The organism is Arthrobacter glycogeni (assembly GCF_054511155.1).
This window is the reverse complement of record NZ_JBTNDE010000003.1, coordinates 40852-53242: the sequence shown is the minus strand read 5'-3', so window position 1 is coordinate 53242 and position 12391 is coordinate 40852. Positions and strand designations below refer to the sequence as shown.

The following is a 12391-nucleotide window of genomic DNA, read 5'->3' as shown; positions in this document are numbered from 1 at the left end:
ACTGAGGACGACACCTGCAACGCTGAGCAACATTCTTGGCCTACCGCGATGGGGCTGCCACACTGGTGGTGACCATCCCGAGCGGTACGAGAGATCTGGCTCATTGACACCGCAGCAACCCTGGCCACTGCCCCGGCAGTGACATTAGGGTGCTAATGCCAGGCACGATGGAGGTTTTCATGGCTATTGATCTATCCCAACCCCTCAAGTTCGCCTACTGGGTTCCCAATGTGAGCGGCGGGCTGGTGGTGTCGACCATTGAGCAGCGCACCAGCTGGGACTTCGACTACAACAAAAAACTGGCGCGCATTGCAGAAAATGCCGGCTTCGAGTACGCCCTCTCGCAGACCCGGTACGCGGCGTCGTATGGCGCCGACAAGCAGCATGAGGCCACCTCATTCTCGCTGGCGTTGCTCGGCGCGACCGAAAAGCTGAAGGTGATCGCCGCCGTCCACCCGGGCATGTGGCAGCCCGGTGTCCTCGCGAAGTTCATTATCACCGCCGACCACATTTCCGGTGGTCGGGCGGCAGTGAATATCGTCTCGGGCTGGCTGAAGAGTGAGTTCACCGGGTTCGGGCTGCCGTGGCTGGAGCACGACGAACGGTACGTCCGCACCGAGGAGTTCATCAGGATTCTCCGCGGCCTCTGGACCGAGCAAAACTTCTCCCAGACCGGGAAGTACTACAACATCACCGACTTCACCCTCAACCCGCCACCCGTTGACGTGCCGGGGCGGCCGCACCCGGAGATCTTTTTCGGCGGGAACTCGACGGCGGCACAGGCAACCGCAGGCCGGGTGGCCGACTGGTATTTCTCCAACGGGAAGGACCTCGAGGGGTTCAAGGAGAACGTCGCTGGCGTGCAGGCGTCAGCAGCCGACGCCGGACGGCACCCGAGGTTCGGGCTCAACGGGTTTGTGATCGCCCGCGATACCGAGAAGGAGGCCCGCGAAACCCTCCGCGAGATTGTGGCCAAGGCGCACAAGCCGGCCGTCGAAGGGTTCCGCGACGCGGTCCAGGAGGCTGGCGCGTCCACCAAGGACGGCAAGGGCATGTGGGCCGACTCGTCCTTCGAGGACCTGATCCAGTACAACGACGGGTTCAAGACCCAGCTCATCGGGACGCCCGAGCAGATTGCCGAGCGCATCGTCGAGTACAAGAAGATCGGCGTGAACCTCATGCTGACCTGCTACCTGCACTTCCAGGAGGAAGTCGAAGCCTTCGGCAAAGACATCCTTCCCATTGTCCGCGAGCTCGAAGCGGACCTCGCCCGCAAAGAGGGCCTAGATTTCATTGTTGACGACCAGATTAAGGCAGGTGTCTGATGGCTGACCGCAGCTTCGGTTTCCGCACGCGCGCCCTCCACGCCGGAGGCACTCCCGACTCGGCCCATGGGGCCCGGGCGGTACCCATCTACCAGACGACGTCGTTCGTCTTCAAGGACACGGCCGACGCCGCCAACCTGTTTGCGCTGCAGAAGTACGGCAACATCTACTCGCGGATCGGCAACCCCACGGTCGCCGCGTTCGAGGAACGGATTGCGTCGCTGGAGGGCGGCATCGGGGCCGTGGCGACGGCGTCGGGCATGAGCGCCGAATTCATCACCTTCGCCGCGCTGTGCCAGGCGGGGGATCACATTGTCGCCGCGTCGCAGCTCTACGGCGGCACCGTCACCCAGCTTGACGTGACCCTCCGCCGGTTCGGCATTGACACCACGTTTGTGCCCGGCACCGACCCCGCTGACTATGCCGCGGCCATCCAAGACAACACGAAGGCCGTCTACGCCGAGGTGATCGCCAACCCGTCCGGCGAGATCGCCGATATTCAGGGGCTGGCAAAGATCGCCCACGATGCCGGGGTGCCGCTGATCATCGACTCGACCCTGAGCACCCCCTACCTGATCCGGCCGATCGAGCACGGCGCGGACATTGTGATCCACTCGGCCACCAAGTTCATCGGCGGGCACGGGACCACCCTGGGCGGCGTCGTCGTCGAGGCCGGTACCTTCAACTGGGGCAACGGCAAGTTCCCCACCATGACGGAGCCGGTGCCGTCCTACGGCAACATCCAGTGGTGGGCCAACTTCGGGGAGTACGGGTTCCTGACCAAGCTGCGCACCGAACAGCTGCGGGACATCGGCCCGTCCCTGTCCCCCATGTCCGCGTTCCAGCTGCTGCAGGGCGTCGAAACCCTGGCCCAGCGGATGGACGAGCACCTGGCCAACGCGCAGGCGGTCGCCGAGTGGCTCGAGAACGACCCGCGGGTTGAATACGTGAACTTCGCCGGGCTCCCCTCGCATCGTCACTTCGAGCGGGCAGCCAAATACCTGCCGCAGGGGCCGGGATCGGTCTTCAGCTTCGGGGTGAAGGGCGGCCGGGCGGCCGGGCAGAAGTTCATTGAATCACTACAGCTCGCCTCGCATCTGGCGAACGTCGGCGACGCACGCACCCTGGTCATCCACCCCGGCTCGACGACGCACCAGCAGCTCTCCGCCGAACAGCTGGTCACGGCCGGCATCCCGGAGGACCTGGTCAGGATTTCGATCGGGCTGGAGGACCTGGAAGATATTCTGTGGGACATCGACCAGGCGCTGGATCTTGCCACAGCGCCCCAGCTCGCTGCGGCACCGGGTTCAACCGAAGGAGTTCAGGCATGAGCGCTGGCCCGGAAACGGTGCGGACCTGGGAGGGCCCGTCAGCACCCGAACGGCTCTCCCTCCTGCGGAATGCCAAGTCCGTGGCAATTGTTGGGGCGTCGGACAAGCCGTCCCGCGCGTCGTACTTCGTGGCAACGTACCTGCAGTCGTCGTCGCCCTACCGGCTGTACTTCGTGAACCCGGTGGCCAAGGAGATTCTAGGGCAGCCGGTGTACGCGTCACTCGCCGACCTGCCCGAGGTCCCCGACATTGTTGACGTGTTCCGGAAGCACGACGACCTCCCAGGCGTCCTGGAGGAGACCAAGGCGGTCGGCGCGCAGACGCTGTGGCTGCAGCTGGGGTCCTGGCATGAGGGCGTTGCGCACGACGCCGAAAAGGCGGGACTGAATGTCGTCATGGACCGGTGTATCAAGATTGAGCACGCACGATTCCACGGCGGACTGAACCTGGCCGGTTTCAACACGGGAGTGATTTCGTCGAAGCGCCGGGTCACCGCCTAGCCCGACCCCACCAAACAAAGATCCATTGGTCCGGGGCTAGTGGGACTCGACGATCTCCTCGTTGCGCGCGAAGCGGCGGTTCTTCAGGACGGGCAGGAACTGTCGGACGTCGGCGATCCGTCGGCGTGACACATCGGTGGTGACCACGCCCTCACTCTCATCATTGAGGAAAACCTGCGGAATGCCCATCGGGTCGAGGATGGCTGAGTGGCCGATGGTGTGCCCGCTGGAGGTTCCCGCCGCGGCAATCCAGACGGTGTTCTCGATGGCGCGGGCCTTCAGCAGGGTCTCCCAGTGGTCCACCTTGTGGTCGCCTTTGAACCAGGCGGCCGGCACCAGGATCAGGTCCGCCCCACGGTCCGCAAGCGCCCGCGCCTGTTCCGGGAAGCGGATATCGTAGCAGGTCATCAGGCCCACCGTCAGCTCACCGATCGTGACCACCTTGATACCGCCGTCGCCCGGCTTGATCCGGGTGGACTCCTGGTAGCTGAAGGCGTCGTAGAGGTGCAGCTTGCGGTAGGTGTCCACAATCTTGCCGGTGGCGTCGACCAGCACCAGCGTGTTGTAGGGGCGATCCTCGCCGCTGCCCTCGTACCCGCCGGCAACAATGGCGATGCCCAGTTCGGCGGCGACGAAGGACAGTTGCTGCACGAACGTCGACCAGTTCTCGTCCACCGCGGCCGCCAGCGACCCCTCTACCTTCCCGATGGAGAACATGGATTCTTCGGGAAAGACGATCAGCTCCGACCCCTCGGAACGCGCCTTCTCGGCGAGCCCCCGCATGATCCTGAGGTTGTCCGAGACGTCGCCGCCCGGCCGGAACTGCCCAACGCTGATCTTCATTGTCGCCGCTTTCATCATGAAATAGATGCTCTTACAGCCTACCGAATGCCTGAAGGTCCTATCGTTGAATTATGAGACTGCAACCTATCGTCCCTGGTCCTGGACAGGAGTCCGTGTGGGACTACCCGCGGCCGCCCCGGCTGGAGAACACCACCGAGCGGATAGTGATCGAGTTTGGCCGGGCGGTGATTGCCGAGAGCACCACCGCGGTCCGGGTCCTCGAAACCAGCCACCCGCCGGTGTACTACGTACCGATCGACGACTTCGTGGCCGGCACGTTGGTCCCCGCGGAGGGCTCATCGCTGTGTGAGTACAAGGGCATGGCTGCCTATTACGACGTCGTCAGTGGGCGCCATCGCGTGCAGCGCGCCGGCTGGACCTATCCCAGCCCCACCCCCGGCTTCGAGGCGTTGCAGACCCGGGTGGCGATTTACCCGGGAGCGATGGACCGCTGCCTGATCGACGGCGAGGTGGTCACGGCGCAGGAGGGCGACTTCTACGGCGGCTGGATCACCGGCCGCCTTGTGGGCCCTTTCAAAGGAGCGCCCGGCACCTGGGGCTGGTAGTCCTGGCCCCGTCCTGGCGGCCCAAACCCGCCGTCAAAAGGTAGCGTCCAGCTAACGCTCATAGAAAGCTGATAACTTCGCAGGTTGGTTATCTATCTGGCAGGAGAATATTGTGCGGAAGAAGTTGTTACTGAGTATTACCTTGGCCGGAATTGTTTCGGTGGTGTCAGCATGCGGCACGCCCGAAAGCGGCAGCGAGTCAGGGTCCGAGACGTCCCAGTCCCCCGCCAGCGAAAGCCCAGCACCCGACGCGGCTCCAGAAGTCGCCGAGCCCGATCTTGAGGGCGTGCCCGACGTCGTCGCTCTGGTGAACGGCACCGAGATCCTCAAAGCTGATTTTGAGTCGGTTTACACCGCCCAGTACGAGCAGGCCGCGATCCAGTCACAGATGTCCGGGGAAGCTGTCGACCAGGATGAGCTGAAAACCCAGACCGTTGAGGGGATGATCGGTACCGAACTGCTGGTTCAGGAAGCTGGCGAGCGGGGGCTTGAGGCAAGCGAGGAAGCAACTACCGCAGCACTCGACGAGCTCGTCGCAGCCAACCAGCTTGGTTCAGCCGATGAGTTCTATGCCGCGCTTGCCGAGCAGGGCATGGACGAGGCAACAGTCAACGAACAGCTTGCCACCCAGGTCCAGGTGGAGCAGCTCATCAAGGAAGAGGCGGGGGACGCCGCACCTTCCGAGGAGGAGCTCACCACCGCCTACGACGAGGCGGTGGCCCAGCAGGAAGAACAGAACGCCCAGAGCGGTGAAGAGACCGAGGTGCCGCCCTTCGAAGAAGCAAAGCCGGCCCTTGAGGAGCAGCTCAAGACCCAGAAAGAGTCCGCGGCAGCGGAGTCCCTGGTGGCCAGCCTCCGTGAAAAGGCTGACGTCACGATCAACCTGTAGTGCCTGTGGTGCCGCAGCTAGAGCGCTGCGGCACCTGGAATGGTGTGCGTCCGCTCGGTAGATTCCATGGCGAACCATGATGCCAACTCGGCGGCTGGGAGCGGCCGGGCATAGTGGTAGCCCTGTGCCAGATCGCAGTCGAGATCGATGAGGGCTTAGCGCTGCCCCCCGTCTCGACGCCCTCGGCCACCGCCTTGATACCCACAGCGTGAGCCAGTTGCACGCAGCTGGCCACAATTGCCGAATCGCCGCTATTGATACCGAGCCCCGACACGAACGACCGGTCGATCTTCAGCTCGTCGATGGGAAACTGCCGCAGATAGGTCAGGCTCGAATAGCCGGTCCCGAAATCATCAACCGCCAGCCCTACCCCCAGCGCCTTCAGCGCGGTCAGCGCCTTCATGGCCGCCTCGGGCCCCACCATCAGGGACGTCTCGGTGATTTCACGGGTCAGCAGGGACTGATCAAAGCCGTGCCGCGCCAGCACCGCCCCGACCCGCCGCGGGAGTTCAGGATCAGTGAGTTGCCGGGTGGAAAGATTCACCGCCATTTCCACCGGACCACGCGTTGGGTGATCTGCAGCCCACCGCACCGCCTGCGCCACCGCCTCGTCGAGCACCCACGCCCCCAGTTCACGGATCAGCCCTGATTCCTCGGCCAGCCCAATGAAGTCCGACGGCGGCAACAGTCCTCTACTGGGGTGTTCCCACCGCACCAGCGCCTCGACACCGGTCAGGCAGCCGTTCCGCAGGTTCACCCGCGGCTGGTAGTACACGCGGAGTTCACCGTTGGCAATGGCGTGCCGCAGTTCGCCCAACAGCCGCATTCTGTCGACTGCCGGGTCGGACTGGGAGGAATCGTGCAGCTCCCAGGCGTTCCGCCCACTGGCCTTCGCCTGGTACATCGCAATATCGGCCCGGTGCAGCAGCCGCTCTGGCGTATCGCCGTCCTCAAAGATCGCCGCCCCGATGCTCGCGCCCACCACCACCTCAAGACCCTCGATCATGATCGGTGGGTTCAGTGACTCCAGCAGCCGCCCGGCCACCGTCCCCACCTCGGCCGTGTCGTCGACCATTTCGACGACGACGAACTCGTCACCGGATAGCCGCGCGATGCGCAGCGGTTCACTCACTGATTCCCGAAGCCGTCCCGCCACCAAACTCAGCAGCTCGTCACCGGCAGCATGCCCAGGCTGTCGTTGACCGCCCTGAAATGGTCAAGGTCAACGAAGAACACCACGGCGTGTCCGGCTGAGGCGCCGGCGTCCGACAGCACAGCACCGAGCTCCTGGATCAGGCCAGCCCGGTTCAACAGCCCCGTCAGGGCGTCGTGGAGGGCCGGGTGCTGCAGCCCGGCCTCGGCTGCGGCCCACCTCGCCTCCAACTCCTCGGCCCGGCGTCGCGCATCAAGCAGACTCTTCTCGTACCGCAAACGCTGGTGTGCACCGAAAATCCCGACCCGGACCATCGCCGGTGTGGTGTCAGAGGCCGAAACCCGGTTCGCGGACAGCAACGCTGCACGTCGGGCGCCGTCCTTGCCCACGACCTCCAGAGCAATCTCGGAGACGGCACCGACCAGGGTCAGCTGGGGGACGCACTGCATAGTGTAGAAGGACTGGTCCCCGGCCGGGAATAGCGCGTGCAGCGGCGTATTCAACCGGTCTGCGCGGGAGTGGCCGGCCCAGATAAGGAACGTTTCGTTGACGTTGGTGATGACGCCGTTGTCGTCGGTCAGCAGATACCCCATCGGCGCGTACTGAAACAGGGCTTCGTAGTCCAGCCCGGTGGCGCTCACGGCAAACGCCGGTGGGCGGGAAATACCCGCTCTGAAAACGCCATCGGCGTCATGACTGCCCCTCGAAAAGTCGGTGTGGGCGACGGCCCGGTCAGCTGACCGTCTGCTCCGCACTGAACTGTCGGCGGGCCGAGCCGAAATGTAAGGTCCGTCGGCGTGAGCTACCACACCGGAAGGTTAGGCCCGCCGGCGTCGAATTCTGATGGGGCCCTTGATCGTCGAGGGGTCAATGACCGTCCCGCCCTGGGTGATTTCCACCTCACCGGCGGCGACCAGGCGCTTGGCGGCCTCGCGGGACGCCTCCATCAGGTCCCGCCACTGCCCGTCGGACACGGCTCGTGCAGCCTCCGACGGGCAGATCGTCGCCTCCGGCTTTCGCTGGTCGAGTAGCCGCCGGATGGCGCCCTCGAGGAGCTGGCCGGTGTCGTCGCTGGCGGGATCCACTGGCTGGTCTAGCCGATCAGGTCGTTGATGACGATGGTCTGGTCACGGTCCGGGCCCACCCCAATGGCCGAGAAGCGCGTGCCGGACATCTTCTCCAGCGCCCGCACGTACACCTGAGCGTTCTCCGGCAGGTCGTCGATGGTGCGCGCCGTGGTAATGTCCTCGGTCCAGCCCTCAAAATACTCGAAGACGGGTTTGGCGTGGTGGAAGTCGGTCTGGGTCATCGGCATCTCATCGTGCCGGACGCCGTCGACCTCGTACGCCACACAGACTGGGATCCGCTCGATCCCGGTGAGCACATCGAGTTTCGTCACGAAGTAGTCCGTGAACCCGTTGACGCGGGCGGCGTGGCGGGCCAACACGGCGTCGTACCAGCCACAGCGTCGCGGGCGGCCAGTGTTGACACCGAACTCGCCGCCCTTGGTCTGCAGGTACATGCCCATGTCGTCGAAGAGTTCGGTGGGGAACGGCCCGGCTCCGACCCGCGTGGTGTAGGCCTTGATGATGCCCACGGCGCGGCTGATCCGGGTGGGCCCGATCCCCGACCCGACCGAAGCGCCACCGGCCGTGGGGTTCGACGACGTCACGAACGGGTAGGTGCCATGGTCCACGTCGAGGAAGGTGGCCTGGCCGCCCTCCATGAGGACCACCTTGCCGGCGTCGAGGGCTTCGTTGAGCACGTAGGTGCTGTCGATGACGAGCGGGCGGAGCCGGTCGGCGAAGGACAGGAAGTAGTCGACCACCTCCTCCACCTCGACGTCGCGGCGGTTGTACACCTTGACCAGCAACTCGTTTTTCTGGGCTAACGACCCTTCAACCTTCTGGCGCAGGATTGACTCGTCGAAGACGTCCTGGACCCGGATCCCCAGCCGGGCCACCTTGTCCATGTAGGCGGGGCCGATGCCACGCCCGGTGGTGCCGATGGCCCGCTTGCCGAGGAACCGTTCGGTGACCTTATCAAGGACCTGGTGGTATGGCGCCACCAGGTGGGCGTTCGCCGAGATGCGCAGCTTCGAGGTGTCGGCGCCGCGGGCCTCCAGCCCCTCGATCTCCTCGAAGAGCGCCTCGAGGTTGATGACGCAGCCGTTGCCGATGATCGGGATTGCGTTGGGGCTCAGGATGCCAGCGGGCAGGAGCTTCAGTTCATACTTTTCACCGCCAACGACGACGGTGTGCCCTGCGTTGTTTCCGCCGTTCGGCTTGACGACGTAGTCAACCCGTCCGCCGAGCAGGTCGGTTGCTTTGCCTTTACCTTCGTCGCCCCATTGGGCTCCGACAATAACGATCGCTGGCATGGGATCCTCCCCCATCATTGCGGCAGCACCCGCACAACACGCGATGCCGCCAGAAGTGCATGAGAATGCCCCAAAACCTACTGCTGCGTGACTGCAAGAGATCTGGGGCTCTTACCAGCCAAGTTTAGCAACAGATCCTGCCGGCGTTCAGCTGCGGTGGTCAATGGGCGACTCCTCGTCCCCCCTCAGCCCGGGCGGTTGTCCCGCCGGGAGCGGTCGAACAGATAGGGGCGGCCCTGCCAGGCAAGGACCAGGGCGCCGGCGCCCAGCAGCACGTTGGTCCACACATAGTTGGCGTCACCGTTGACGATGTTGGTCACCGCCGCCCCGGCCATGACCAGCACGAGCAGCAGCGCCCCCAGGGTACGGACCCGGGGCACGAACAGTGCGGCGCTGCCGATGAATTCGAGGGCAGCCGTCAGGTAGACGGTCCACCCTGGTAAGCCCGATTTTTGGAAGGGGAGCAGTGCTGCGGGTACCCCGATGACCTTCTCGATCCCCGCCCGGACGAAGAACAAGGCAAGCACCGCCGCAAGCGCGAGCCATACCAGGTCGATCCGCTTCTTCTGCATAGGGCCATGATGCCACTCGCAGCGCCGCTGGAGGGGAGAATGTGCTCATGGATCGTTTCGTTGGCAACATCGCCGGGCTTGGCACCGGTTCGGGCACTCGACTGGTGGTGGGCCGTTGGACGGAGTCGCCGCTCGGGGCCTTCACCGACGTGATGGTGGAGGACGACGGCGGGAGCCGGACGCTGCTCGCTCCCACCCAGGTGGTGGCCGACTATGTCAGCGCCACCTACCAGTTCGACCGGGTGCTGGTGGTCGACGTGATCTCGACGCTCAGCGACGGCATCCTGACCGTCGCAGCCGGGCCTCTCAGGGTCACTGCCGAACTGGGCGGCGTGACCGGGTTGGGACGGCTGCTACGCCTCGTCCCCCGCCGGCTGGGGACCTCACCCCGCTGGCTCAGGCTGATCAATCCGGTGGCGGGTTTGCTCATGCCGGGCGTCAGGACGGCCGGCTCAGCAGGGAATGGCCGTACCGAATATTACGGGGTGACCATGGCACGGAAAATCGTCGCGGTAACGGCCAGCTGGGACGGGACCGATGTGGGCGGACTTGCCCGGCTGACACCCCCGGTGCGGTTTGGTTTCAGCTCAGCCCCGGCCGCGCCGATGCTGGTCACCGTGGTGACCAGCATCAAGCGGCCATAGTCGGCTGGCTACTTGCCGAGCTGCTTGCTGGCGTCGGGGTCGGATTCACCAAGGAACTTGGCAATCCGTTCGGCCTCATCAATCTCGCCGATGGAGGCCGCGGCCCGGCCCAATGCGTACAGGGACCGCAAAAACCCGCGGTTGGGTTCATGCGAGTACGGGACCGGGCCGGTTCCCCGCCAGCCGTTCCGGCGGAGGGCATCGAGGCCCCGGTGGTAGCCGGTACGGGCGTACGCATAGGACTCGATGGTGCGCCCCTCGCCGTACGCCTCGTCGGCGAGGATGGCCCACACCAACGACGACGTCGGGTACTTGGCAGCGAGGTCAACCGCCTCGTCACCGGCGGCCAGCCGTGCCCCGAGATCCGTCTCCTCGGGAAGCAGGGTGGGATCGGGGCCGAGTAGATTGCGGCGGAATTCGTCCGACATATTAGAGCTTCTTCCCGGCGGAGCCCAGGGATGCTGCAGCCTCGACGACGCGGGCGGCGAGCCCGGCTTCGGCTGCTGCTCCCCACACTCGTGGGTCATAGACCTTCTTGTTGCCCACCTCGTTATCGACCTTCAGGACGCCGTCGTAATTCTTGAGCATGTGGTCAACGACCGGGCGGGTGAACGCGTACTGCGTGTCGGTGTCGATGTTCATTTTGATGACACCGAAGGAGACGGCGTCGGAGATTTCCTGCGCCGACGAGCCGGACCCGCCGTGGAACACCAGGTCGAAGGGCTTGTCTTTCCCCAACCTGGCGCCGATCTGGTCCTGGATGTCCTTGAGGATCTCGGGGCGCAGCTTGACGCCGCCCGGCTTGTACACGCCGTGCACGTTGCCGAAGGTTAGGGCGGTCAGGTAGCGGCCGTGCTCGCCGGAGCCCAGCGCCTCGACGGTGGCCAGGGCGTCGTCGACGGTGGTGTAGAGCTTGTCGTTGATAGCGTTTTCGACGCCGTCCTCTTCGCCGCCGACGGTGCCGATCTCGACTTCGAGGATGATCTTGGCTGCCGCCGCCCGGGGCAGGATGTCCTTGGCGATGCGCAGGTTCTCTTCAAGGGTTTCGGCTGAGCCGTCCCACATGTGGGACTGGAAGATGGGGTTGCCGCCGCGCTTGACCGCTTCTTCCGACGCTGCAAGGAGGGGAAGGACGAAGTCGTCCAGCTTGTCCTTCGGGCAGTGGTCGGTGTGCAGGGCAATGTTGACGTCATACTTTTTGGCCACCTCGTGGGCGAATGCCGCGAAACCGAGGGACCCGACCACCATGTCCTTCACCGATGCGCCGGACCAGTACGCGGCGCCGCCGGTTGAGACCTGCACGATCCCGTCGGAGCCCGCCTCAGCGAACCCGCGGATGGCCGCGTTGAGTGTCTGGGAGGAGGTGACGTTGACAGCCGGATACGCGAATCCCCCGGTCTTGGCACGGTCGATCATTTCCGAATAGATCTCAGGTGTTGCGATAGGCATAGGGACTCCTTTGTGGAATGCGTGCTAACAGGCGGGATGGAAACGGACCGCTCCAGCCATCCTATTCGACTGGTCGATCGACAGAAACGGCCTGGACGCTCTGGTTGAACACATGCCGGCGGACCCAGCCGTGCATGGCGATCGCTGCGGCGGCTGACGCGTTGATGGAGCGGGTCGACCCGAACTGGGCGATGGAGAGGGTGGCGTCAGCAGCGGCGTGCACCTCGGGGGTGAGCCCTGGCCCCTCCTGGCCGAAGACCAGCACACAGTTCCCGGGCAGCTCGTAGCTTTCCAGCGGTACCGAGTCGGGAAAATTGTCGATCCCGATGATCCGCAGTCCCTCTCCGGTTGCCCAGGCCACGAACTCCTCCACTGTGGGGTGGTGCCGGACATGCTGGTAACGGTCGGTGACCATGGCGCCCCGACGGTTCCACCGCCGTCGTCCAATGATGTGGACTTCCTTGGCCATGAAAGCGTTGGCGGTGCGCACCACCGAACCGATATTCAGATCGTGCTGCCAGTTTTCGATCGCCACATGGAAGGTATGGCGGCGGGAGTCCAGGTCAGCGACGATCGCGTCGTGCGCCCAATAGCGGTACTGGTCGACCACGTTGCGGGTGTCCCCTGCCGCGAGCAGGTCGGGATCCCAGTGGCTGCCCTCCGGCAGCTGACCCTCCCAGGGCCCGACGCCGACCGGGACCAGTGGAGTTTCGGGATTTTCTTTCACGCTCCCAGCCTA

13 protein-coding genes, 1 pseudogene and 1 riboswitch are annotated in these 12391 nt (G+C 64.7%); of the genes and pseudogenes, 6 read left to right on the top strand and 8 right to left on the bottom strand.

The genetic code is table 11. From position 1 onward, the window contains the following. The first annotated feature begins 69 nt into the window (after positions 1-69). Positions 70-174: riboswitch (SAM riboswitch) on the top strand. A gap of 5 nt (positions 175-179) precedes the next feature. The 3 genes from sfnG to ACX80O_RS02925 are packed head-to-tail and all read left to right on the top strand — an operon-like array spanning position 180 to position 3156. After that, positions 180-1325, top strand: coding sequence for a dimethylsulfone monooxygenase SfnG (gene sfnG / locus ACX80O_RS02935; protein ID WP_459332480.1), 1146 nt, complete (start codon positions 180-182; stop codon positions 1323-1325). Further along, positions 1325-2656 (top strand): O-acetylhomoserine aminocarboxypropyltransferase/cysteine synthase family protein, encoded by a 1332-nt coding sequence (locus ACX80O_RS02930; protein WP_459305926.1) that lies wholly within the window; start codon positions 1325-1327, stop codon positions 2654-2656. The genes sfnG and ACX80O_RS02930 overlap by 1 nt, the downstream gene beginning before the upstream one ends. Next, positions 2653-3156: a CoA-binding protein gene (locus ACX80O_RS02925; protein WP_459305927.1), complete on the top strand. Its 504-nt coding sequence runs from the start codon at positions 2653-2655 to the stop codon at positions 3154-3156. The genes ACX80O_RS02930 and ACX80O_RS02925 overlap by 4 nt, the downstream gene beginning before the upstream one ends. 36 nt (positions 3157-3192) lie before the next feature. Here ACX80O_RS02925 and ACX80O_RS02920 read toward each other — a convergent pair whose 3' ends face one another. Continuing rightward, complete coding sequence (locus ACX80O_RS02920) at positions 3193-3999, bottom strand: carbon-nitrogen hydrolase family protein (protein ID WP_459332479.1); 807 nt, start codon at positions 3997-3999, stop codon at positions 3193-3195. Between the two features lie 71 nt (positions 4000-4070). On the opposite strand from ACX80O_RS02920, the gene ACX80O_RS02915 reads away from it, so the two are divergent. Together ACX80O_RS02915 and ACX80O_RS02910 are read left to right on the top strand one after the other, a co-directional pair. Next, a complete protein-coding gene (locus ACX80O_RS02915) occupies positions 4071-4565 on the top strand; it encodes a DUF427 domain-containing protein (protein WP_459305929.1) in 495 nt (164 codons plus the stop codon). Between the two features lie 112 nt (positions 4566-4677). Next, the gene (locus ACX80O_RS02910) at positions 4678-5454 is read left to right on the top strand and encodes a SurA N-terminal domain-containing protein (protein WP_459332478.1); all 777 of its coding nucleotides are present in this window, start codon (positions 4678-4680) and stop codon (positions 5452-5454) included. Here the strand turns inward: ACX80O_RS02910 and ACX80O_RS02905 are convergent. From ACX80O_RS02905 to ACX80O_RS02890, 4 genes and pseudogenes are all read right to left on the bottom strand, one after another. Continuing rightward, a pseudogene (locus ACX80O_RS02905) lies at positions 5447-7167 on the bottom strand (diguanylate cyclase domain-containing protein); the annotation flags it as partial. The gene ACX80O_RS02910 and the pseudogene ACX80O_RS02905 overlap by 8 nt on opposite strands. Positions 7168-7425: 258 nt before the next feature. After that, positions 7426-7692 carry a DUF3253 domain-containing protein gene (locus ACX80O_RS02900; protein WP_459305935.1) on the bottom strand — a complete coding sequence of 89 codons (267 nt, stop codon included), beginning with the start codon at positions 7690-7692 and terminating at the stop codon, positions 7426-7428. Between the two features lie 8 nt (positions 7693-7700). Further along, a complete protein-coding gene (locus ACX80O_RS02895; RefSeq protein ID WP_459332477.1) occupies positions 7701-8987 on the bottom strand; it encodes an adenylosuccinate synthase in 1287 nt (428 codons plus the stop codon). A 185-nt stretch (positions 8988-9172) separates the two neighbouring features. Then, positions 9173-9559 carry a DoxX family protein gene (locus ACX80O_RS02890; RefSeq protein ID WP_459332476.1) on the bottom strand — a complete coding sequence of 129 codons (387 nt, stop codon included), beginning with the start codon at positions 9557-9559 and terminating at the stop codon, positions 9173-9175. Between the two features lie 47 nt (positions 9560-9606). Between ACX80O_RS02890 and ACX80O_RS02885 the strand changes: the two genes are divergently transcribed. Further along, entirely contained in the window at positions 9607-10203 is a 597-nt protein-coding gene (locus ACX80O_RS02885) for a hypothetical protein (protein ID WP_459305940.1), read from the top strand. Between the two features lie 8 nt (positions 10204-10211). Here the strand turns inward: ACX80O_RS02885 and ACX80O_RS02880 are convergent, their stop codons facing one another. The 3 genes from ACX80O_RS02880 to ACX80O_RS02870 all read right to left on the bottom strand — a co-directional run bounded on the left by ACX80O_RS02880 (position 10212) and on the right by ACX80O_RS02870 (position 12379). Beyond that, the gene (locus tag ACX80O_RS02880) at positions 10212-10631 is read right to left on the bottom strand and encodes a DUF3151 domain-containing protein (protein ID WP_459305942.1); all 420 of its coding nucleotides are present in this window, start codon (positions 10629-10631) and stop codon (positions 10212-10214) included. A 1-nt stretch (position 10632) separates the two neighbouring features. Beyond that, positions 10633-11652 carry a class II fructose-bisphosphate aldolase gene (fbaA, locus tag ACX80O_RS02875; protein WP_459305944.1) on the bottom strand — a complete coding sequence of 340 codons (1020 nt, stop codon included), beginning with the start codon at positions 11650-11652 and terminating at the stop codon, positions 10633-10635. Between the two features lie 61 nt (positions 11653-11713). Further along, entirely contained in the window at positions 11714-12379 is a 666-nt protein-coding gene (locus tag ACX80O_RS02870; protein ID WP_459305946.1) for a TrmH family RNA methyltransferase, read from the bottom strand. Between the last annotated feature and the right edge of the window lie 12 nt (positions 12380-12391).

What these genes read in the sequence shown, in the direction of transcription:
- sfnG (WP_459332480.1), top strand. Translation starts at nt 180, where the DNA reads ATGGCTATTGATCTATCCCAACCCCTCAAGTTCGCCTACTGGGTTCCC.
- ACX80O_RS02930 (WP_459305926.1), top strand. Translation starts at nt 1,325, where the DNA reads ATGGCTGACCGCAGCTTCGGTTTCCGCACGCGCGCCCTCCACGCCGGA.
- ACX80O_RS02925 (WP_459305927.1), top strand. Translation starts at nt 2,653, where the DNA reads ATGAGCGCTGGCCCGGAAACGGTGCGGACCTGGGAGGGCCCGTCAGCA.
- ACX80O_RS02920 (WP_459332479.1), bottom strand. Translation starts at nt 3,999, where the DNA reads ATGAAGATCAGCGTTGGGCAGTTCCGGCCGGGCGGCGACGTCTCGGAC.
- ACX80O_RS02915 (WP_459305929.1), top strand. Translation starts at nt 4,071, where the DNA reads ATGAGACTGCAACCTATCGTCCCTGGTCCTGGACAGGAGTCCGTGTGG.
- ACX80O_RS02895 (WP_459332477.1), bottom strand. Translation starts at nt 8,987, where the DNA reads ATGCCAGCGATCGTTATTGTCGGAGCCCAATGGGGCGACGAAGGTAAA.
- ACX80O_RS02890 (WP_459332476.1), bottom strand. Translation starts at nt 9,559, where the DNA reads ATGCAGAAGAAGCGGATCGACCTGGTATGGCTCGCGCTTGCGGCGGTG.
- ACX80O_RS02885 (WP_459305940.1), top strand. Translation starts at nt 9,607, where the DNA reads ATGGATCGTTTCGTTGGCAACATCGCCGGGCTTGGCACCGGTTCGGGC.
- ACX80O_RS02880 (WP_459305942.1), bottom strand. Translation starts at nt 10,631, where the DNA reads ATGTCGGACGAATTCCGCCGCAATCTACTCGGCCCCGATCCCACCCTG.
- fbaA (WP_459305944.1), bottom strand. Translation starts at nt 11,652, where the DNA reads ATGCCTATCGCAACACCTGAGATCTATTCGGAAATGATCGACCGTGCC.